Source organism: Pseudobacter ginsenosidimutans (assembly GCF_007970185.1).
In the GTDB taxonomy this organism is placed as follows: domain Bacteria; phylum Bacteroidota; class Bacteroidia; order Chitinophagales; family Chitinophagaceae; genus Pseudobacter; species Pseudobacter ginsenosidimutans.
The window spans coordinates 4,015,326-4,038,611 of sequence record NZ_CP042431.1; the positions used below are offsets into that span (position 1 = coordinate 4,015,326).

Sequence of the window (23,286 nt, forward strand, 5' to 3'; positions counted from 1 at the left end):
AGCTTTATGAGAATCATTTTTAAAATAGCCCGGGCAGAGCTCAGGAATATGTTCTATTCTCCGGTGGCCTGGTTTGTTATCTTCGTTTTTTATGCGTTCGCAGCGGCCGTCTATTTTCTGCCACAGGCAGGCGTCATGCGTATGCAGGATGTGTTCCAGTCCAATAAACCTGACTGGATCGGTTTCGAAAAAGGATTGGGGAATGTTCTTATCATACCCATGCTGATGACGGTACTGTCTTTTCTTTATCTTTTCATTCCACTACTTACCATGGGAGTGGTGAACAGGGAATTCAACAGCGGAACCATCAGGCTATTGTATTCTTCACCCGTAAGAACGCGCGAGATCATCCTGGGCAAATACCTGGGGATGGTATGCTTCAATGTGATCTTCCTGCTAGGCTTTGTACTGATACTTGCAACTGCCAGCGTAAATATTCAACATGCTGATACCAGTTGGTTCCTGTCTGTGCTAATGGGATTGTTCCTGCTGGTGAATACTTATACTGCCATCGGATTGTTCATCAGTTGTCTGACCCAATATCAGCTGGTGGCGGCAGTATTGACCTTTGGTGCTTTTTTCCTGTTATCTGCCACTTCAGGTATGGGACAGCAATACGACCTGGTTCGGGATGTTACGCGAGCCGTTTCACTTTCCGGAAAAGTGCAATTCATGCTGATGGGTTTGATCACCAGCAGGGATGTGATCTATTTTATACTGATCATTTTCCTCTTCCTGATGTTTGCTATGATCAGGATCAAAAGTACTCAGGAATCGAAAAAATGGACAGTCACTTTTTCAAGATATGCACTCTGTTTATTGCTGGTGTTGGCTTTGGGATACCTGAGCTCCAGGCCGGGCTATATTTCTTATCTGGATGTAACGCGGAACAAGATCAATACCCTGCATCCTGCTGTACAGGATGTGCTGAAAAAAATGGATGGCTCACCGGTGACCGTTACACTGTACACCAACCTGTTCTATCCGAAAGCGAGCGCAGGACTGCCACAGGAAAGGAACCGCTATATCTGGGATTTCTGGGAAAGGTATATCCGCTTCTATCCAAACCTTTCCTTTAAGTATGAATATTATTACAGCATGAAGGAAGGGGATAGCTCCTTCTATCAAAGATACCCTGGTAAAAGCATCGAAGAAATTGCAGCGATCGAAGCTGAGATCCTGGGCATCCGGAAATCCCTGTTCAAAAAAGCAGCAGAGATGGAAAATTATGCAGACCTGAAAAAAGAAGATTTCAGGATGCTGATGGAGCTGGAGTACAAAGGAAAGAAGGCTTTCTTATCGGTGTACAACGATAAGGATGTCTGGCCAATGCAGGACGATGTTGCCGGCACCATCATGAGACTGGTGCGTTCGAAAGAGGTAACCGTCAATTTTCTCACAGGACATTTTGAACGTGATCCCATGCGATTCACACCCAGGGATTATGGCAATAATACTACGCATGTGTATATCCGTGCTGCTCTGGTGAACAAAGGTGTGGATGTGGATACTGTTTCTGTTTCGGATAAGCCCGTTCCCGGCAATACGGATCTGCTGGTGATTGCTGATCCCCGGTCTGAATACAATGAAGCAGAACTGAACCATATCAACCGCTACATCGAAGAGGGAGGGAATGCGCTGATCTTTACCGAGCCCTCCAAACTATTTATCCTGGACCCCGTGCTGAAGAAGATCGGAGTGCAGGTTGAACCAGGCACACTGGTGCATCCCAATGCTCACGAGATGCCTCATATCCTCGTCAGCAAGTTTACAAAACCTGGTAACTATATGGCCAAAGAAAAGGCCATGGAATATTTCCAGCGCTATGGTGAACGCGGTGGACAGATTACAAGTGAAGGAACAGGTAATATCATCGCCTCACCAATAGATGGTTTCAAAGTGGAGGCAGTGATCACCGAGCCCGGGCATCCCAATACCTGGTTGGAAAAAGGTATACTGGTAGTGGATTCAGCTGCTCCCAAATTTAATCCGGCCGAAGGTGATGTAAAAAGAGATGAATACATCATCGCGGTGAAAATGTCGCGCATGATCAACAATAAGGAACAGCGCATCGTGGTAGCTGCCGATGCAGATTTCATGTCGTCCAAAAGGATCAGCCATGGAAATATTGGTCATACATTCTACAGCTGGGGGCTGAACAATATGTACCCTGTATATGCCAATTACCCTATTCCTGAAGACAGGTTCCTGACCATCAGCGAGAAAACAGCCAAACGACAGATACAATTATATGTGTATGGTATTCCCGCCTTCATACTGCTGGCGGCCACCATACTCTTAGTGAGAAGGAAAAGAAAATAGCAATAATATATCCGATCAGAAAATAATAATAAGTGATGAAGTTTTTGCAAACGGATGATCAAACCATCGGAGATCTCAGGCTCTTTTCCAAAAAGGAACAGAGAGGCATATACGATATCTATAACAACACAGCCACCAGGGGAGGAGAATTGCTGCTGGAGAAAATGTTCAGGAATCCGTTGTCTGACCAGGATGCCATTATGGAGCGAGCCGGGATCATCGCATCCCTGGCGAAGCTGAATGCGGCATTCTCTTTCGGATCAGGATTGCTGGACAGTGTTGAGAAATATTTGTCGCACCATGAAAACAAAGATGGGCAAAAAGCGACGATGGGAGAGAAAGAGATCAGCAATGGGGCAACAGCTATCATTGAGTTGCTGCATGCTGTACGCCATTATCTTGAACAGGGAGATATAGCAAAAGTGGAAGGATTAACAAGGGAAAGGATAGCCATGACAAAACTCCTGAATGATCCCGCACTTGAACCTGTATTCAGGGAAAAGTCCCAGCCGAAATTATCTTATGCTGCGGTGACTGCTTTCGATATCCTGTTCAGGGTAAAGGAGAAGAACAGGATGCTGGCTGTGATGGATTTCATTTACCAGATGGATGTATTCATTTCCGTGGCAGCAGTTTCTGTAAAAAGGGATTTTGTTTTTCCGGTAGCGAAACCGAAGGGGAGCTCTGTGGTGAAAATGGAAGGAGTGTACCATCCCGAGCTGAGCCATCCTGTAGCGAATTCCCTGTATATGGATGGGAGCAGGTCTGTAGTATTCCTGACCGGCGCCAATATGGCTGGAAAGTCCACATTCCTCAGGAGTTTCAGTACGGCGCTGTACATCGCGCATATGGGATTCCCGGTAGCCGCGAAGCTTGTTGAATTTTCGGTTATGGATGGTATTTACACTACTATCAACCTGCCTGATAACCTGGGTATCGGCGCCAGTCATTTCTATGCAGAAGTGCTGCGGGTGAAGCAGGTGGCGGCAGAGCTTGGCGCCGGGAAATCGCTTTTTGTTTTGTTCGATGAATTGTTCCGGGGAACGAATGTGAAAGATGCTCATGAAGGTACTGTGGCCATTACGCATGCATTTGCAGGTAAGAAGACCAGCCTTTTCATCATCTCCTCCCATATTGTGGAGGCCGGCGATGAGCTGAAGCAAAAGAAGAATATCGCTTTCCATTATTTGCCTACGAAGATGAGTGGAACAGTCCCTGACTATACCTATACGTTAGAAGAAGGCATTACGGATGACAGGCATGGTATGATCATTATCCGTAACGAGGGAATTCTTGAAACATTGAAAAACGGAAAGAAAGAATAAACACCGGGCATACCATGATAAAAAAAATTAAACCATGAATTTCACAATAGACAGGCAATCCCTGGAAGAGTTGAACCTGATGGGAAAGTTCCGGCAGGGGTCGGTTTATTTTCTCTTCAACCAGGTAAAGACCAGAGGGGGCGAGCAACTGCTGGATCAAATATTCAAAATGCCGCTTGACAGTCCTGAACTGATCACAGAGCGCACTGATATTTTCCGTTTTTTCCAGGAAGCGAAGTTTCAGTTCCCCTTTGATCCGCAACAGGTGGTGCTGATGCGCGAGTATGTAGATGCAGCGGCCGGCAGCGGCCAGTTGCGGACATGGGCAGGCATCCTGTTGAAAAAGACTTTGGCCTCGCTCACACGTGATGAACGTTACAAGACCCTGATCCAGGGCCTGCAGGCCACCATCGTTACCCTTAAGAAATGCCAGGAATTTGTAACGATACTGTGTTCGATGCCCGGGCCGTACCGGCAGCAGGCTGATCGCATGCAGGGCATACTCGGCTCGCCCGGATTGCGCAGGCTGATCGATACGGATATCTATGCCGATATTTCTGTAAGCACCATCGCTGCTTATGATCATCTGCTGAAAAGCAGGCTGAGCAATGAGATCAGCGAAGTACTGGAGTTCATCGCTCAAACCGATGTGAACATTGCTGTAGGCAGTGTAGCAGAAAATAACGGATTTGCATATGCGAAGGCATTACCAAAAAAGGCCAATTGTTTCAGTGCCATCGATCTGAAACATCCCTGTATCACCCATGCTGTTGGGAACAATATCGAAATGGCTCCCGGAAGCAATGTGATCTTTCTCACCGGCGCCAATATGGCTGGTAAATCCACCTGGATGAAAAGCATCGGTATTGCCATGTACCTGGCGCATATCGGGTTTCCTGTGGCTGCGCAGCGTATGGAGTTCTCCGTGAGGGAAGGTATTTACTCCAGTATCAATGTGGCAGATAATATAGCATTGGGCTATAGCCATTTTTACGCAGAAGTGGTGCGTGTGAAGAATGCGGCAGATGCAACTGCTACCGGAAAGCATTTGCTGCTGATGTTCGATGAGCTGTTCAAGGGAACGAATGTGAAGGATGCCTTCGATGGTACACTGGCAGTAACGGAAGCTTTTGCTGAATATACCAACTGCCTGTTCATCGTATCCACACATATCATCGAAGTGGGAGAGGCGTTGAAAGGGAAAAATAATATCCGGTTCACTTTTATGCCAACAGTACTGGAATCGGGGATCCCGCGATATACTTATCGCTTACAGCAAGGTATAACCGAAGACCGGCAGGGCATGATGATCATCAGGAATGAAGGTATTCTTGAGCTGATCGGCAATTAAAATCAATCTTAACTATCATTGAAATGAAAATCATATTCAAAATTGCAAGGGCTGAGCTCAGAACTTTGTTCTATTCTCCCATTGCCTGGATCGTAATCGTTACCTTCTTTGTGATCTGCGGAATGGAATTTGTAACGCCGCTGATGGATATGGCAAGGCAGCAGCAGATCAAGGCACAGAACAGTCCCATGTGGGAAGGATTTGAAGGGCCGCTGACTTTCCGGCTTTTTGAGGAAACCATCAACAAGGTGCTTTCTTATTTCTACTTGTTCATCCCCTTGCTGACCATGGGCACTATCAGCAGGGAAGTGAATGCCGGCACCATGTACCTGCTTGGATCTTCGCCGGTCAGAACAAGAGAGATCGTATTGGGCAAATATCTCGGCCTGCTGACCTTCAATTTTACATTGCTACTGGCAATTGCTTTATTACTGGGAACAGGTTATTTCACCATCGTACAGGCAGACCTCAGTTGGTTCTTATCGATGATGCTTGGCTTCTTCCTGCTTTCTGCAGCCTACCTGGCGATCGGACTTTATATTTCCTGTTTGACCAATTACCAGATCATGGCCGGCATCGCCACTTTTGTGGTGTTCACTCTGCTCACCGTGATAGGATGGGTTTGGCAGGAATACGATTTCGTCCGTGACCTGACCTGGTTCCTGTCAATTTCCGGCAGGACAGAAAAAATGATCGGTGGACTGATCACAACCCGTGACCTCGCTTACTTCATCCTCATCATCCTTTTGTTCCTCGGACTGGCAATGCTCAGGCTGAGATCGAAACAGGAATCTGTAAAATGGACCGTTCCTTTTTCGCGGAACCTTGCATGGGTACTGGGCATTGTGATGCTCGGCTATTTCACTTCACGTCCGGGATATGTAGGTTATCTCGATGTTACGAGAGATAAATGGAATACTATCGATACCGCCACACAATCCGTACTCAAAGAGCTCGACGGATCTCCCGTTACTGTAACGGCTTATGTAAATCTTTTCGGCGGCAACCTGCAGGCCGGCATTCCGGAATCCAGGAACGAGTATATATGGGGATTCTGGGATAAATACATGAGGTTCTACCCCAATCTGAAATTCAAATACGAATATTTCTATGATGTGGTGAATGGCGACAGTGGCATCTTCCAGGCATTCCCCAACAAGAATATAGATCAGATAGCAGTACAGGTGGCGAAGATCTTTGATCAGGACCTCAGCAAATATCAGAAACCGGATGGGATCCGGAAGAAGATCGATCTGTCGAAAGAACCCTTGCGAATGGTGATGGAACTGGATTATAAAGGAAAGAAAACAATTCTCCGGACTTTCACTCCCAAAGTATGGCCCGATGAACCGAATGTATCTGCGTCTGTCAGGAGGCTCACGAGGGACAGTTTGCCAGGTGCTCTCTTCCTAACGGGGCACTATGAGCGCAGTCCCTGGCGGAATGGCGAAAGGGAGTTCGGAACGCATACCAATTACGATAATGCCAGGCCTGGTCTGGCCAATACCGGCGTGAACTCAGATACTATTTCGCTCCTGCAAAATGATATTCCTGCGTCCACTGCGCTGCTGGTGGTGGCTGACCCTAAATCTTCGCTTGCTGTAACAGAGCAGGAAAAAATCCTTCGCTATCTCGGTGAAGGCGGTAATGCCTTGTTCTATGCCGAGCCTGGAAAACAACAAATGTTGAATCCTTTGCTGAACCAGTTGGGCGTGAACATCGATCCGGGAATACTCGTATCCCCAAGGAAACATGTGGAATCAGGAGTATTCGACTCAAAGATGACAGCAGCAGGTAATCATATGGCCAGGGAGAAATCGATGCAGAAATTCAGGCAAACCGGGAAGAACGGAGCGATTGCGCGTTTCAAAGGCAGCAGTCATATCAGTTACCAGGAAAAGGATGGATTCACTATCGAGCCGATTGTTACACTTCCCGGAGACAAAAATATATGGATTGAGAACGGCCTGTTTGTCTCGGATTCGGCAGCGCCAATTTTTGCAGCAGCTGAAGGCGATATTCAAAAAGAAGAGTATGTACTGGCAATAAAGCTGGAGAGAAAGATCAATAATAAGTTGCAGCGTATAGTGATAACCGGTGATGCTGACTTCATGTCGAGAGTGGCGTTCAGCGGTATGAAGATCGGAACAGGGATTTACAGCTGGCTGGTGAATAATGAATACCCGATCTATACAAGGGTTGTGGATATTCAGGACAGGAAACTGACTATCGGAAAGAACACAGGAAAAACGATCTGGTATGCATATGTATATGTGATCCCGGGATTGTTGCTGATAACAGGAACTTTGTTGATAATAAGAAGGAAACGGAAATAATTGTAAGCATACTGCTGGCTAAATCATATGCACCCATCCTGTGAAGAAGTAAAGAAATAATCAATCAACTGCCCAGGCTCTCGCCGGACAGTTGATATTTGGTGGTGCTGCTATCAGAATCTATTTGCAGAGGAAATTTCTATTTGTCGGATCATGGACAGACAAGTAAAACACAGGGGCTGGATGGAAATTCAGCCCCTTGTAATTCATTTTCCAATATTCAGATTAATTACCCTTCCTAAAATTAACCAGTTGGAAGAATTCATTTTTTATGGAATCCCGGGCTGTTTTTACATAATTCACACATTTAGGGAAAGATCATATCTTTTCCGGAAGGTAAATATCGAACCTTGTTCCTTTATTCAGCCCACTGGTAGCGGTGATCAGTCCTTTATGGTTTTCCACTATTTTCTTGGCTATGGCTAACCCAATGCCAGTACCGGGATAAGCTTCCTGGTTATGCAGGCGTTGGAATACTTCAAAAACCTGTTCCTGGAATTCAGGTTCAAACCCTATTCCGTTGTCTGTGATACTTAAATGGCAATAGGTTTGTTGTGGCAACAGGTGCGGATTATCCGATTTATCTCCTTTAATACTTTTTCCTTCGATAATGATATGAGGGGTTCTGGCAGGATCTACAAATTTTAACGCATTGCTCAGGAGATTCTGGATGAGCTGATAGAATTGAAAAGGTATGATGCGGGCATTACAAACACTGTTCACTACCACTATTGCTTTTTTCTGTTCTATCACTTCATGCAGTTCTGCAATCACTTCATGTATGATCTTTGAAATATCGGTAAGTTCGATGGTGGTGTCTGTTGTATTGATCCTTGAAAAGGTCAGCAGGTCCTCAATCAAAACTTTCATCCGTTCAGCGGATGACTGCACCTTTTCAAAATACTCATGTCCTTTCCTGGAGAGATTTTTGCTTTCCTCTCTGGCAATGAGATTCACAAAGAGCCTGATCTTACGCAGGGGTTCCTGCAGGTCGTGGCTGGAAACATACGCGAAGGATTCCAGTTCCTTGTTCATTTTCCTGAGCTCTTCATTGGCTGCCTGCAATTCCTTTGTACGTTGAAGCACCGCATTCTCAAATTCCAGTGATTGTGTTTTCTGTTTCTGGATCTCAGTGTAGGTGCCGATCCAGAGCTTTATTTCTCCTGATGGATCCCTGTATGCTTCGCCGCGGCTTAAATGCCACCTGTACTGGCCGTCTTTTCCTCTTAACCGGATCTCGATCTCAAAGTTCCTGCCGGTAGCGATCGATTCATTCCAGGAATCGTTGGCTTTTGCTTTGTCCTCGGGATGGATGACGCTTTCCGTTTCCACGGATTTCAGTTCATCGGGGCTCATGCCGGTATAGTCTAACCATTGCTGGTTGAAATAAGTTCTTTTGCCTTCAGGATCGGCTGTCCAGACTTTTTGAGGCATGGTGTCTGCGATAAAACGGAATAGTTTGGCAGCTTCCTGCTGGATATCGATCTTTTCTTCCAGGATTTTTGTATCGATGCGCTGTTTGTTCACTGACTCGGTAATGTCGGCAATTGCCAGCAATATCAATTGTTCACGGTGGGCTTGCTGGAGCACTCTTCTTGCATTCAGCCTCAATATGATCTTACCTAACCTGGGGAATGTTTGTTCCACTACGAAATCCTTGAAACTGGAATTCTTAGAAATGATGTCTTCCAGAAGTTTACGCAGTTTAGGTATATTCCATTGCCGGTTGCCGATATCGTACAATAACATGCCTTCTGTTTCTTCTTCATTCAAATGGAATTGCCTGTAAAAGGATTTGTTGGCAGTTTTAATCCGGAGATCTTTATCCAGGATGATCATCGGATCATGTATGGTGGAAATAATGGCTTCGGAATATTGATAGGATTCATTCAGGAGCTCATTGCGGGTTTGCAGTTCCTGGTTGGTGGTTGCCAGTTCTTCATTGGCAGACTGTATTTCTTCTTTTGACGTTTCGAGCTCCTCATTGATGCTGCGTAATTCTTCATTGCTGCTGACCACTTCTTCATTGGCGCTCTGCAACTCCTCAATAGCGGCCTCATGGTTGTGGCTGATGGTGCGAAGTTCATCCCTGTAGGCGGCCATTTCCTCTTCCAGTCTGGCGATTTTCCGTTCATTGACCCCCGGGCCAGCTTTTGCTTTTTTAGAAAACTGTACCGGGTCTTCCAGTTCCTGCTGGGTAAACAGTATCAGTAATACGGGTTCATCCCATTCCTTGCCGAGAGGAACAGCTTCCAGGGTAATTACTGTTTTGCCTCCATTCAATTCGATCCCTTTTTTAAGTACCGGCTTTTTTGTTTTTGTGGCTTTGGAAATGGCATTTCTCAATTCGAAGGCAATTTCCGGCCGGGCCATTTTCAGGATATTCAAGCTGGCCCTTCCTTCAGGGTGCTGAAGATATAAAGAGGTGGAACCGCGGAATTGCAGAATTTCCATTTGCTGATTAATGACTACGCTGGCCGGCACATAGCGCGACAGCAACAGTAGATTAACGGCATTATCGAGCCCATTGGTGTTGTTGGAGGACCTGGATGGTTTATTCAGAAATTCCGGAATACTGTCTGCCTGCATAGTGGGGCGATTGAACCGGTTGTCCGGCACCGGTAGTATCCCTGAACCGGAATTCTTCTTGCGGGTATAGATCTTCAGATTTTTATTGAATGCAGAAAAGAGCTGGGCTGATGAACCAACAGTTTCTGATTTTCCAAGCAGCAGGAAGCCATCAGGGTTCAATGCATAATGGAAGGTTTCGATCGCTTTTTTTTGTGCAGCTGTATCGAAGTAGATCAGGAGGTTGCAGCAGCTGATGAAATCCACCCGGGAAAAGGGGGGATCACTCAGAAGGTTGTGTGGTGCAAATACGCACATATCCCTTACCGTTTGTGCTATGCGGTAATCGCCATTGGAGCGTGTGAAAAATTTTTGTAAACGTTTGGGAGAAACCTGCTCCAGTTCCTGCCTGGTATATACTCCAATGCGCGCCTTGCTGACAGCCTGGTTGCTCAGGTCCGTTGCAAAGATCTGCACAGGGATATCCCTGAACCGGGTTTCCTGGATCTCAAGCAGCATCATTGCTATGGAATAAGCTTCTTCTCCCGTTGAACACGCGGTAACCCATATGCGAAGAGCCTCCCCTGTCTTTTTTGTTTTCAATATCTTGGGGAACAGGGTGTTTTTAAGATATTTACAGGCTTCAGGATCCCGGAAGAAGTTGGTTACATTTATCAGGAGGTCGTTATACAGGATGGTTATTTCCTCTTTTTTATCTTGAAGCCAGCCTGCATATTCTTTCAGGGTTTTTATTTTGTGCAGGAGCATCCGGCGCAGGATCCGTCGTTTTACCGTATTCATTTTGTACAGGGCAAAATTCACGCCTGAGGATTTGTGCAGTAGGTTCAGGATAATCTTCAGGTCCGGATTGTTATTGTCGATATCATCCTCCGTGGTCTGCTGCATTCCATTGGACCGTATATAGGGATGCTTGCTGAGCCGGATAAGTTCGCGGGCGATCTCTTCCGGCGGAAGAACAAAATCAACAACGCCCGCTGCGATGGCAGACTTGGGCATGCTGTTGAATTTGGCACTGTCGTCCTGGGCAAAGGTCAATCCTCCTTCGTACTTGATGGCTTTCATTCCTTTCGTCCCATCGGTAGCGCTTCCTGAGAGGATTATACCGATCACATTTTCCCGGTGTTTCTCAGCCAGTGAAGAAAAGAAAAGATCGATGAGCATATTCACGCCGCGCCCCGATGATCTGGGAAACAGTTTGAGCTTTCCGTCCACTACTTTCATTTCCTTATCCGATGGCATCACATAAATATTGTCCGGCTGGATCTTTGCCAGATCCTTTGCTTCCTGAACAGGTATCCTGGTACTCTTTCCCAGCAGGGAGGAAAGCATGCTTTCATGTTCCGGGCTGAGGTGCTGAACATAAATGAAAGCCATACCCGTAGTAGGTGGAAGATGCTTTATCAACTTCGTCATTGCCTCAAGACCACCTGCTGAAGCGCCAATTGCTACAATAGGGAAGGATTCCTTTGCTGAGCCGGATGATTTGGCAGACTTCTTATGAGCAGCAGTTCTTGCAGCAGAGACCTTTTTTACCATTGAAAAACGTTTTTTTCCAGGCATACTGAGCGCCTGATATTGCATAAAAATATGCTATTATGATCGATGATAGGGAGAAAGTCTTCCTGATGCAAAAGGAAAATGAGGGGCGGACAGTTTTAGCGGTTCGAATAGGTATGCCAGGGTTCTCCCAGTATGAACGAAACCAGGTAATAAATTTCATCTGCATTCCCTGGCTTGGTCATAAAATGACAGGCTCCCATTTGGGCTAATTCTTTTGACTCTTCCACATTGTTGGAAGTTGTATAGATGAAGACCGGGATGTCTTTCAGCCTGGCGTCTGCTTTTATTGCAGAGAGGCATGTCTTTCCACTGTAGCGCGGCATTCTAAGGTCCAGAACAATAAAATCCGGCAGGGGGATTTCTTTGTTGTTCAATAGTTCCAGTGCCTGCTGCCCGTTATCAGCCGGTATGCAGATCATTGTTTCTTCAACTTCCTTCACTGCTGCAATGAAGAGATTCCGGTCATCTGGATCATCATCTACAATAAGTAATATCCTCGGATGTATGCTCATAAAATTTGTTTTAGCTGCGGGTACAAATTGTTTGAATGCTGCTGCTCAGGAAACTCTTGTTTGCGCCTGCCATAGCTTCTTGAACCGGGCGGGCGTTATTCCTGTGATCGCTTTGAACTGTGTACTGAGATGTGCAACACTGCTATAGCTTAATTGAAAAGCAATTTCCTTGATGCTCATCCCTTCGTATAGCATCAATTCTTTCACACGTTCAACTTTCTTCAGGATGTAGAATTTTTCAATGGTGCTTTTTTCGATCTCAGAAAAAGTATTTGCCAGATAAGTATAATCCCGGTTCAGTTTCCTGCTGAGTAATTCGGAGAATTTAACAGACTTCTCTCCATTGGCAGTATCTACCATTTCAATGATGGAGATCTTAATGTTTTCAACCAGGATCTGTTTGGGTGAATCCAATAGTTCCAGCTCATAATATCTCAGAGCGGAATTCAATTCACTTCTTTGGTCGGAATTCAGATCTGATGAAAGAACAACTTTCCCCAGTTCCACATCCTCGAATTGGATGTCCAGTGAATCCAGCACTGTTTTCACGATCATTTTACATCGCACACAGACCATGTTTTTGATGTATATATACATGCTTATTCTCTTCCGTTTTGATCAACAAATTTGCAATACTGTAAAGATGCACAGCAGACTGATTGGAAGTTTTCAGCGAAACAGGGTATGAATTCAGGGCAAAGTGGCAGGGGTTATCATCTAAAGTTATGCCTTTTATTCTGTCTGGGTCATGTACAGGCATGGTTCTTTTGCAAAAATGCATTCACATCATGATGCAGAGCGCTCTTTGGCAGCCAATCCCACCATATACCCAGGTCTTTTTTGATGATAGATGTATAGAAAGAGGGGATCTCGTTGGATTCGCCATTAAAAAAACGGCGCATGGCTTTGTCTTCCGTAAGTTTTTGCCGGAGTTTTTGGTAGAACCTCAATCTGCCATATCCTTCTGAAGAGATGGCCCGCATCAGGTTCATCCATTTTGGGGTCCTTTCCGGCGTGGCCTTAAAGCGCCGATAAAGTGCCCGTGCCGAGAATGAGTAGGAGGTGAGGTTGATTACCTTATTATAGAAATCAATCCATTCATAATTCCTTGGCTTGATGTTCATGGCTGAATGATTGTCGAGAAAATGGAAAGGGAAAGGAATTACTCTGCCCGATTTTTGGTATTCGAGATTAAGCGGGGCAGCTTCTCCGAAAGCGGTGAGCAGTGAATAACCCGGGAATGCGCCAGGGGAGCGGTCAATGAAGCGTTTGGTCAATTCGAACGGGTCGGCTCCTGAATCGCTGTCCAGTCCCAGTACAAAATTCGTCTGAACATAGGGAATATACCTCAGGATCATATTCACATGCTCCGAAATTCGGTTCACCTTTTCTTCGCCTGTAATATTGGATGCCCTCGATTTATTTCCCAGTTCGTACCAGGATTCCACGCCCGGCAACAGCGCCTTGAAACCGTTTTGCCTGAAAATTTTCAAATGATCTTCTGTGAGAATGGATAAGCTGCTTTCTGCAACAAAGCGGAAACTGCCGGGTGGTGCAGCTTCGGAGATGGCATTCATGTATTCCCCGAACCTGACGCCAAAATTAGGATCATGCCATGCTATCCAGGGGGATTTGAATTTAGTGAGCAGGAATTGCAGGTCTGTTTTGATGAGGTCGAAATTCATGGATTGATAAGGCACCGTGGAATCTATACAGAAAGGGCAGGTATAAGGGCAGCCTACGCTCCCCAGCATGGGGACAAACTTCAGCAATGGCGCTTTTTTCAAAGTAGGTTCTATGAATTTCCATCGTTCTTCCACACTGGATAATTCGATTGTTTGTTTAGCGGCTGATAAAAATTGTCCAACGGGCTGCTGGCGGCTGCAATTGTTCAATATTTCAGAAATGATGTTACGGGTCGTAAAACCCAGTACATAATCGAAATACTGAACGGCATCATCAGGATAACACCGTGCATGGGGGCCGCCAAGTACAGTTACGGCTTTCCTGCTATGGAAAAAATTGCTCAGCGCGTAAGCAAACTGGGCTGCCTGGGTAAAGGCGCTGATGAAAACCAGGTCAACTCCGTCCGGAAGTGCTTTTGTAAGATCTTCCTTTCCGGTATAACTGACGAGTGTAACAGAGCATCCTTCCTGCTCACACCAGGTTGCAACAACCTGGGGCATAATGCTGGCGAGGTTTGCATGCATTGTTTGAGCCCATAGAGTGTTATTGGGGCCTTTGCAAACAAGGTCGATAATGCCGATCTTTAGCGTTTTCATGAAAATACTGTTACGTGATCAATTCAGCAGTAAAGTGCCGGACCATAATTACATTATATAGTACGTTCTTGTATCGGGTTCTGTTGCTGTAGCTTCTTCTCCCAATAACTGCCTTATATCTTTTTCTATAGTCTTCGCGATTTCTGTTATGGCTACATCGCTGGGCCTGTTCCTGAAAGGATCCTGCAGGTAGTAGGCAACTTTCTCGATGAGAAAGAAACCGGCAGAGATCAGAAGCAGCAGCGGTATCACCAGGCGATTGTCGATGTCTTTCAGTGAGATGGCCAGGGTTACAACAAAAAGGTAAATGATGAAATGCAGTACCAGCCGATAGGTGGAGGGGAATACAGTATTGTTGATCCTCTCAACTCCTCCCATTGAATCGGTAAGGCGGATAATGGTTTCCTGGAGATGGATATGCGCATGTACATCGATAGTATCACGCTGGCGTAATTTCTCCAGGTCCCTGGCCGTATTCTGCAAAAGAAAAAGTGGCTGGTTGTTCTGTGTGGCTGCTGCAGTTAATTCAGGCAGGGGAAGCAGGTGTGCGATATACTGCAATGCATTCTGCCTGCGTAATGATCTCCCCAGTACATAACCCCAGGCTATTTGCCGGTAGCCGATCAGTTTTATGATGGGTGTTTTAGGGACTCCGATGAAGGATTGCAGTTGAATGATCAGACTCCTGGAATCGTTCAGGATACTGCCCCAGATCCTTCTGGCTTCCCACCACCTGTCGTATGATTGGTTCATCTTGAACGAAAGCAATACCGATATGGAAGTACCCAGGAATGCAGGAATGGCCAGTGGCATCACCGGTAATGTGTTCATCAGTTCAAAGGCTCCTAAATGGGTTGCCAGTCCCAGCAATAGTACAATGGTCAGCTCATATTTGATGATGCCGAAAGTGTATTTGATGGGTATCCTGGATTCTCGTAACATAGGCTAAATGGGGTTTATGTCAGGTAATGCTGTTGGCCGGATGCGGGCCCGCAAATTGCGGCTTTGCTAAAAAATGAGTAATTTCATGTACTGCCTTATATGCCTGCATAAACACGGATCTCCTTGAAACTCTTTATAAAAAATATGGTGTGCATTCGTTGCAAAATGGTGGTGAGGGATGAATTGACAAAACTTGGGGTTCATTGTATTGTAGTTGAACTCGGAGAAGCGGAAATTCTTGAAACCATTACCCCGGAACAACGGGAAGAGATCCGGTCTGTTCTGTTACGATCCGGACTTGAACTAATGGACGATAAAAAAAGCATGCTTATCCAGAAGATCAAACAGGTGATTATCGAATTGGTGCATTACTCCGAGGAGCCGCTAAGGGTAAAGTTCTCTGAATACCTGAGCCGGCAATTGAACTACGATTATACTTACCTGGCCAATGTGTTCTCGGAAGTGCAGGGCACTACCATCGAAAAATTCATTATCTCACACAAGATCGAACGGGTTAAGGAATTGCTGGTCTACAATGAGCTCACACTTTCAGAAATTGCCTTCCGGATGCATTATAGCAGCGTGTCTCATTTGTCAGCCCAATTCAAAAAAGTAACCGGTCTCACTCCTTCACATTTCAAACAGATCAAATCCCAGAGACGCAACATGCTGGACGAGCTGTAATGCTAAGGGAAACCGGCATCTGGAAATCGTATTTGAAAGCATCCATTTTAATTCCGCTTGCCATTGGCCTCTATGTTATCTTCCTGTGACCACCTTATGACTGATGCTTTTGCTGAAAAGCCAGTTCTGTCCCCTGGATGCTGAAGAAAAGATTTTGTAACTGGTGCAAATGGAGCATGTGCTGAACGATTGGATGATGAGCAAAATCCAGTGGAAAATAATCATTGTCCAATTCGATGGAATAGGTTTTCTCAGGCCGTTGGTGTTGCCATAACCTGAAATGCGGATGGAAAGTGAAACCCAGGAGCACCAGTAACTGATCGGTGATCTTTACATTTTCCAACCTGTCGGAGGCTGCACTTTCAAATTGTACATCGCCGTCCTGCTCAAAGCCAATCAGTTTTTCTTCCTCATTTCCATTATTGTTGAGGCTGCATATTTTACGTAGCTTACTATCTACCAGCACATAATTACCGATCCGGAATTGTTCTATGTTGATCATGCTACTGATTTTTAAAGCTGGTTTGAAATAACAACTGACCGACTCTCGCCGGTAGCAGTTGTTCGTTCATCGTGGCCATTATAAGAAATAGGTGAATGGTAATTTGCTGGTTGATTCATTGGTCATTCATAACCACTTTTGATAGTGGTAAGTATCAATTTAAACCGGCCATTGGGCTCGATATGATTGGGCGCATGTGCGGGAATTATGATCCCTTCACCGGTATGCAACAGAATCACTTGTTTGTCTATCACAAGTTCTGCCTTGCCTTCGATCACCTGCACGAAGGTTTCGAAAGGGCTCGTTTTTTCCTTCAACCCTTCGCCATGATCAAAGGAAACCATACTGATATCACCCGTTGATTTCCTGATAATGGTTCTTATTCCCACGGAATTGGGTACATATTCGAGGATCTCTACAATGATATGCGCTCTAGACCTTTCCAGTTCAGGATAGGAGGGCGCATTATCTTCTGTGGAACTATCCATAGCGTAAAGTTTGATTCATTGAGTCAGTAAGAGGGCAGTTTTAATTGAAGGGCCAGGATAGAAATCCAGCCCGTTTAGATAATCCAATATCCTATGAAAAACCTGATTAAAGGTAGATTGACGGAGAATAGCATTCGTTATCGAATTCCATTTTGCTTTTATATAATTCACACATTGCCTGGCCGGCGGTGCAATGTGTGAATGTTGCTACATATAATGCAAATTGTATAACGTACGTGCTGGTAAATGAACTGACCTTTGCTGCAGGAGAATTTAAATTATGAAAAAGGTCTTTGGTTTAATCCTGTTGTTGATGGTTGTGGTGATCTGTTCGGCAAACGCACAGAGCAAAGCGAAAAAAGACACAACAGGGTTTGTTGAAAAATCCGCGAATAAAACAGCAGAAATTGCTGTAAAAGGGAAAGCTACGCTGGTAGATAAGGTGTATAAAGATAAAGTTGGCCCCAATGGTCAAAAAATATATATCGACAGGCATTCCAAATATTACTGGGTGGATAAGAAAGGCCACAATGTATACATAGCCAAGAGCAAACTCAGACCTAAAACGAATTAGAGAGTAATCTAACATATTCCAAAAATGAAACAAATAAGAACAGGACTGCTTTTGGCAGTTGCCTGCTTCCCTACCTCAGTTGCTTTGTCGCAAACCAGCGATACTTCTGTAATGTTCAATAAAGAGAACAGGCATACTGTAATGATGTCTGTTGAGCGTCCGGAAAAGGAAGCGAGAGAAGCATTGAGGCTACGCCTGGAGCGCTCAGGTTTGAAGGAAAGAATAGTCAATAATGTAGCCATGTATAAGGATGTTGTATTCCCTGAAATAAGTCCTGAAAAAATAGACATCTATACGAAGGTTGATAAGGGGCCGTACAATTCCAGCGTCGTGTACATGGCAGTTTCCAGAAAGAACAGGAACTTTACGCATGGCAGCTTTGATAGTACCCTCACTGTACAAGTAAAAACATTCCTTCAATCTTTCACAGGCGACGCAAACAGGTATTCGGATAATGCAGATATATCCAATCAGATGGATGATATCACCAAAGAAGAAAAATATTACAGCCAGTTATTGGATGAACAAACCGATTTGAAAAAAAAGCGACAGGATATTGATGATAAGCTTCTGGAGATCCAGAATAATCTCCTCTTGAAAAGAGAGTTGATAGATAAAAAGAAACTGGCTGTGCAGAATGCCAGGACCAAACTGTCGAAACAATAAAGACCATTACCTTACAATACTGTCTGACCCTCGAAACAATAAAGCCTTCACCAGAACGTGAAGGCTTTATTGTTTTGGGGATATCGGGATCATTACAGAGTATAAAAGGCGCAGGTTGAGCTCAGGAGCTGATCAGATCGAGAATGCCTTCATTCCTGATGATCATCATTCCCTGCCTGTCTTCCGTAATTCCTTTTTCCAGGTTGTATGTGTAATGAGGCACCATTCCCTTCATTACGGTAGGCATGAATGTGAACTGCACATTGTTCAGTTTTTTCAATGCTTCTCCCACTTCGATGATATGGGTGCTCACAATGAACAGGCAATTCTTATATTCCGAAAATGCTTCAGTAACTGCCAAAGTTCCATCGTAAGCATCTTTCACATTCGTTCCCTTGAACAGTTCATCAAACATCAGTAGTAAATGTTTCCCTGTGGCGGTGGCATCGGCGGCATTCTTCACGCGCACTACTTCTGCATAGAAATGGCTGTAACCAAGCCCAATATTGTCGGCCACATTGATACTGGAGTAAATTCCTTCGCGGATGGAGAATTCCATGTGCTGCGCTGGTACCGGGAACCCGATATGCGCCAGGTACATGGCAATGCCGATGCTCTTCATCCAGGTGGATTTGCCGGCCATGTTTGCACCGGTGAGGAAGATCACATTGTTTCCTGCTCTCATTTCGATCTCATTCCCGATGGCGTGATCTATGCAGGGATGGCGGAGCTCCATTGCTTTGAGGGTGTTGGCTTCGCGTGGTAACGCCTTCGCATAAGTGAAGTTTTTTGCAGCGGCCACATTGCCAACTGCGATGTATACATCGGATTCCGAAATGAAACGAAGGATGTCTCCAATTGGTTGGTTGAGCTTGTTGCGCAACAGGTGATCATAACGGGCAATGGTATTGAGTGAAATGGATTGATAGATATCCACGTTCAGCAATTCCTGTAATGCGGGCGCTGATAATATCTTTTTGACGCCGGATATCCTGCTGGCAAATGGACCGCCCAATGCTTCCAGTTCCGTTACGAATGCATAGCATTTCTTGAGGGTTACGATAGTGGCCTGCAGTCCCTGGATCATGGCTTTGTAGCGTTCATCGCGGGTGAGTGCAGACAGGGTTTTCTTCAGGATGGTATTGAACCAGGTGGCGGGCAGGCTGTTGCCGTAGCCGGCATCGGTATATTCTCGCATGAGGGTTACCTGTTGCACATCGAAAGGGAATTGGAGCCGGGCATCCTGGAAGAAGCTGAAAATGGCTGTGCGCTGGTTGATGGTCTGTGCATCTGTCAATGGGTTTTTAAACAATTCATCCAGCAATTGCTCGCCACCACGGGTTTTGACGGTATTGAAAAGAAAATACACTGATCCCTGCCGGAATTTTCCGGGCAGGTTCAATTCATCCTGGGATTGCTTATCGATAACAAAATTCATAAAATATATTTTAAAAAGTCGGGGCGCCGCCAGTCACTCCCCGGAGGCGAGCGACTGGGCGCACCCTGTGCTTATTCTCCTGACACACCCTGAGCTCATTCCTTTTTTCCGTTCTTCAATGTTTCCAAAATGCCTTCATTCCGGATGATGATCATGCCATGCCGGTCATCGGTAATGCCTTTTTCTAACGTATACGTATATTCGGGAACATTTCCGTTCATCTTTGTGGGCAAATAATGGAAACCGATATTCGGTTTTTGTTTCAATGCATCACCTGCTTCCACGATATGTGAGGAAATGATGAACATACTGTCCTTTTTCCCGGCAAAAGCGTGGGTGATGGCCACTGTGCCTTCATGTGCATCCTTCACGTTGGTGCCACGGAACAATTCATCGAACAACACGAACAATGATTTACCCTGGCTGAGCTCGCTGGCCATCTTTTTCACCCTCAAAACTTCCACATAGAAATGGCTGGCCCCGATCCCGAGATTATCCGGCAGGTTGATGGTAGTGTAAAGTCCATCCATAACCGAAAAATCCATGGCGCGGGCGGCTACCGGAAACCCCATGTGTGCGATGTACAGGGCAGTACTAAAAGAGCGCAGAAAAGTGCTTTTGCCGGCCATATTGGCGCCTGTCAGGAACACAACGGATTTCGAATGGTCCATCGTAAGGTTGTTGGCTACGGGATCCTTCAGTTCCGGATGATATACCCCTTCCAGTTTCAGTAAGCCTGTTCTTTTGGGGTGGGTAACCGGAAAAATGAATTTCCGTTTATTGGCCACCTGCGCAACGGAGATATACACATCTATATCGTAAATGAAGCGCAGCACTTCTTTTATCTTTTCTTTTTCTCGGTTGCGGAAAAGCAGGTCGTAAGCGGTGACGGCTGCATAGGACAGCTTGCTTTTCGGTTGTTCATTGAAAACGGGAGCGAATGCCGGGGCGTTCAGCAGCACGCTGATAGTGGTCCTTTCCTTCTCCAGTTCAGGAATGCGTTGTATATCTCCGTTGTTCACGAAATCTCTGACGGCGTGCAGCAATTCTATCACGCCTGTTACGCCGTTGCCGATCTCTTTTTCTCCCAGTGCAGCTTTTTGTCCATCTGTTTTTTCTTCGGCATGTGACATATATTTTTCCACTGTATCCAGCATGCCTGCCTGAAAGGGGAATATTGTATCCAGGCTGGCAAACGTGGATATGATACCTGCTCTTTTGGTGATGGCTTCCTTATCGGCGAGCGGGTGCCGGAACAGTTGTTCCAGCACGGCTTCGCCTCCACGGGTTGAGGTATTGTTATAGATATCGTAGATGCCCGGTTGATCGCGTTTGGAGAATAAGCGGAGATCTTCGATGGTTTGTTCATCTGTTTGCAATAACATTTTTCTCTTTTTTTATTTTCGCTTTCTGCGGATCAGCAGGATGATGCCGGTGAGCAAAATGATAGAGGGGATGATGTACACGAATACAGGCTTCAGCGCTTTTCCTGTTTGTTTACCGATAGTGAGGAACAGGTCTTTGGCATAAATGCCGTTGTGGTATACCGGATATTCATTGTTCAATGCCCAGCTATAGGCGGCATTGTAGAAGGGGCCACCATGTTCATTCCTGTTCGACATAAAATCCGCATCGCCGGCTACAACGATCCTTTGTTCCTGTCCATTCACCATTCGGGAAAGTTTCACGCCGGTGATATATTTCTCTTTTTTTACATCGCCTTCCTGCGGTGCATAGATGGGCGCGGCAGAATCCACTACCAGATTGCCTTTTTCGATCCACCTGTTCTTCATGCCTTCTGCATCGAGTATCGCCTCGATCCGGAAACCTTTACTGGTGTCATAGTTCAGGTGGCCTCCTCCCATATGCTTGATGCCATATTTCATTCTTCGGGTGGTCCGGTAATCGTACAAGGCAGGCTCATCGGCCAGGTTCGAGCCGGTATCGGTAATTATGCCCAGGAAATAATGGGGCATTTCATGTGGGTTGGGAGTAACAATGGTGCCGTCTTCCAACGTCACACCCAGTGTCTGGAGAATGGGGTTCAGCATTTGCTGTTTGCCGGGCTCTGCATAGAAGATGGCATCGCCGCCCTTTTCCAGCCAGGAAAGAATTTTTTGTTGTTCCACCGGTTCAAGGGCTGAGCGGGGATCGGCCACCACCAGCATATCCGTTGTTGAAGGGATATCCTGGTGTAGCAGGTTCACAGTATCTGTATTCACGCCCTTGTTGATGAGTGCACCTCTCGATTCGATATTGGCGGTATGGTTCGCAAATTCCCGCTCTCCGCCTTTGTAGGGATTTCTTTCGTAGTGCCCGGTAGTGAAAAGCACTTCCGGTACAGCATCCCTGGTCAGCCTCCTGATGGTGCCTGAGATATGGTTCTCATCAGGCCATACTTTGGTATCGGAAAAGGTCCTGAGAAATTCTTTTCGGCCTTTATATTCCAACTGCATCACAAGGCCGTAGTTCTCCTCTTTCAGTGAAATCTTTTTCCGCATCTCAGCGGGCTTTTGAAAAAGAGAAAGCCTTATGTCGAAGAACTCCGCCATCCTGGCCGCAGCTTCGTCCAGGGTCTTTACATTGAACTGCTTCAGGTAAGCGCTGTCGCCATCCTGTGCATCGTAGTAATATTCATATTTCAGCTTAATGTTAGGATAGAACCTGATCACGTTTTCCCAGAAATGCCATACATATTTGTTGCGATGTTCCGGAAAACCGGCCCTCACGGCTTTACCCAGCAGGTTGGTGTATAGTGTTACGGTCAACGGAGATCCGTCCATCTCTTTCAATACTTCCTGGGTAGCGGGGTTCAGCGTATTCTGTTGCGTGTTGGTGATATCGAGATAACCGATCAAACCCGGTCGGGAAGTAAGATAGCCAAGTGCCATCACCACCAGAAAACATCCGAGATAACGGCTGAAGGCAACACGCCAGTGTTTGGATTCCTGCGTGCTTTTCAGTTTGATCAGGGTGAATGCGAGGAACAGTACGATAATGAGCAGGAAATAACAAACATCCCGGGTGGTGATCAATCCTCCCAGGATATTGGAAGTTCTTCCGGAAAGCGACAGGAACCAGGTGAGGTCTCTTACAAAATCATATTGCTGCCAGAGATTCTGGATGGCATAGAGCACAAAGAATACAACAAAAGTGATGATGCCCGCCACGATCTGGTAGCTGGTCAGGGAAGAAATGAACAAACCGATAGCAGCATAGGTATTCGCCAGCAGGAAAATGCCCAGCATGGCAGACAGGAACCATTTCCATTCTGCATGTTCAATGGAGAAATAGCCTGTAGTAAGAAAGATGGCCACAAAAAAGATGAGGATGCTATTGAATACTACCAGCGCCAGGTATTTGCCGAAAACGATATCGCGTGTGCGGATGGGGCTCGAGTATAACAGCTTGATGGACCCGCTTTGCAATTCCCGGTTGATGATGCCCATCGTCAGCAGGGGAATGAAGAGATAGAGCTTGTCTACCATTTCACCGTAACTGCCGGCAAAAACACCCCAGCTCATACCGGAATTGAATCCTTTCCAATCAGGGTCGGATTCCTGCATGATTTGCTGTATGCGGCTGAAAGTTTCCAGCGGCGCTGTGAACTGAACGGCACAGAGCACGAAGAAAACCACCGTAAGCAACCATGCGATAGGGGAATAGAAGAGGTTGCGCAGTTCTGCCTGCGCCACTTTGAAAATGATATACATGA

General features: G+C 45.8%; 17 protein-coding genes. 7 read left to right on the plus strand and 10 right to left on the minus strand.

Translation table 11 applies throughout. The features are described from left to right. The first annotated feature begins 6 nt into the window (after positions 1-6). Genes FSB84_RS16115 through FSB84_RS16130 form a run of 4 tightly spaced genes read left to right on the plus strand, consistent with a single transcriptional unit; the run spans position 7 to position 7,334 of the window. On the plus strand, positions 7-2,322 hold the full coding sequence (locus FSB84_RS16115; protein ID WP_130538962.1) for a Gldg family protein: 2,316 nt from the start codon (positions 7-9) through the stop codon (positions 2,320-2,322). A gap of 35 nt (positions 2,323-2,357) precedes the next feature. After that, positions 2,358-3,647, plus strand: coding sequence for a MutS-related protein (locus FSB84_RS16120; protein WP_130538963.1), 1,290 nt, complete (start codon positions 2,358-2,360; stop codon positions 3,645-3,647). Positions 3,648-3,681: 34 nt separating this feature from the next. Then, a complete protein-coding gene (locus tag FSB84_RS16125; RefSeq protein ID WP_130538964.1) occupies positions 3,682-4,998 on the plus strand; it encodes a MutS-related protein in 1,317 nt (438 codons plus the stop codon). Between the two features lie 23 nt (positions 4,999-5,021). Next, a complete protein-coding gene (locus FSB84_RS16130) occupies positions 5,022-7,334 on the plus strand; it encodes an ABC transporter permease subunit (RefSeq protein WP_130538965.1) in 2,313 nt (770 codons plus the stop codon). 318 nt (positions 7,335-7,652) lie between these two features. On the opposite strand, the gene FSB84_RS16135 is transcribed toward FSB84_RS16130, so the two are convergent. The 5 genes from FSB84_RS16135 to FSB84_RS16155 form a co-directional block, all read right to left on the minus strand. Further along, positions 7,653-11,459 (minus strand): chemotaxis protein CheB, encoded by a 3,807-nt coding sequence (locus FSB84_RS16135; protein ID WP_158643945.1) that lies wholly within the window; start codon positions 11,457-11,459, stop codon positions 7,653-7,655. A gap of 119 nt (positions 11,460-11,578) precedes the next feature. Further along, positions 11,579-11,995 carry a response regulator gene (locus FSB84_RS16140; RefSeq protein WP_130538967.1) on the minus strand — a complete coding sequence of 139 codons (417 nt, stop codon included), beginning with the start codon at positions 11,993-11,995 and terminating at the stop codon, positions 11,579-11,581. Positions 11,996-12,040: 45 nt separating this feature from the next. Then, positions 12,041-12,571, minus strand: coding sequence for a helix-turn-helix domain-containing protein (locus FSB84_RS16145; protein ID WP_225980100.1), 531 nt, complete (start codon positions 12,569-12,571; stop codon positions 12,041-12,043). A gap of 170 nt (positions 12,572-12,741) precedes the next feature. Then, positions 12,742-14,277 (minus strand): B12-binding domain-containing radical SAM protein, encoded by a 1,536-nt coding sequence (locus FSB84_RS16150; protein WP_130538969.1) that lies wholly within the window; start codon positions 14,275-14,277, stop codon positions 12,742-12,744. Positions 14,278-14,325: 48 nt separating this feature from the next. Further along, entirely contained in the window at positions 14,326-15,219 is an 894-nt protein-coding gene (locus FSB84_RS16155) for a bestrophin family protein (RefSeq protein WP_130538970.1), read from the minus strand. A gap of 123 nt (positions 15,220-15,342) precedes the next feature. On the opposite strand from FSB84_RS16155, the gene FSB84_RS16160 reads away from it, so the two are divergent. After that, positions 15,343-15,903: a helix-turn-helix domain-containing protein gene (locus FSB84_RS16160; protein ID WP_130538971.1), complete on the plus strand. Its 561-nt coding sequence runs from the start codon at positions 15,343-15,345 to the stop codon at positions 15,901-15,903. 94 nt (positions 15,904-15,997) lie between these two features. On the opposite strand, the gene FSB84_RS16165 is transcribed toward FSB84_RS16160, so the two are convergent. Together FSB84_RS16165 and FSB84_RS16170 are read right to left on the minus strand one after the other, a co-directional pair. Next, positions 15,998-16,405 carry a hypothetical protein gene (locus FSB84_RS16165; RefSeq protein WP_130538972.1) on the minus strand — a complete coding sequence of 136 codons (408 nt, stop codon included), beginning with the start codon at positions 16,403-16,405 and terminating at the stop codon, positions 15,998-16,000. Positions 16,406-16,527: 122 nt separating this feature from the next. Next, positions 16,528-16,893, minus strand: coding sequence for a cupin domain-containing protein (locus FSB84_RS16170; protein WP_130538973.1), 366 nt, complete (start codon positions 16,891-16,893; stop codon positions 16,528-16,530). A gap of 280 nt (positions 16,894-17,173) precedes the next feature. Here FSB84_RS16170 and FSB84_RS16175 point away from each other — a divergent pair, with 280 nt between their 5' ends. Then, positions 17,174-17,467: a hypothetical protein gene (locus FSB84_RS16175; protein WP_130538974.1), complete on the plus strand. Its 294-nt coding sequence runs from the start codon at positions 17,174-17,176 to the stop codon at positions 17,465-17,467. 24 nt (positions 17,468-17,491) lie between these two features. Then, entirely contained in the window at positions 17,492-18,133 is a 642-nt protein-coding gene (locus FSB84_RS16180; protein ID WP_130538975.1) for a hypothetical protein, read from the plus strand. 121 nt (positions 18,134-18,254) lie between these two features. Here the strand turns inward: FSB84_RS16180 and FSB84_RS16185 are convergent, their stop codons facing one another. The 3 genes from FSB84_RS16185 to FSB84_RS16195 all read right to left on the minus strand — a co-directional run bounded on the left by FSB84_RS16185 (position 18,255) and on the right by FSB84_RS16195 (position 23,284). Next, on the minus strand, positions 18,255-19,571 hold the full coding sequence (locus FSB84_RS16185) for a MutS-related protein (protein ID WP_130538976.1): 1,317 nt from the start codon (positions 19,569-19,571) through the stop codon (positions 18,255-18,257). Positions 19,572-19,666: 95 nt separating this feature from the next. Then, positions 19,667-20,956 (minus strand): MutS-related protein, encoded by a 1,290-nt coding sequence (locus FSB84_RS16190; RefSeq protein WP_130538977.1) that lies wholly within the window; start codon positions 20,954-20,956, stop codon positions 19,667-19,669. A gap of 12 nt (positions 20,957-20,968) precedes the next feature. Then, positions 20,969-23,284 carry an ABC transporter permease subunit gene (locus tag FSB84_RS16195; protein WP_130538978.1) on the minus strand — a complete coding sequence of 772 codons (2,316 nt, stop codon included), beginning with the start codon at positions 23,282-23,284 and terminating at the stop codon, positions 20,969-20,971. Positions 23,285-23,286: the final 2 nt, after the last annotated feature.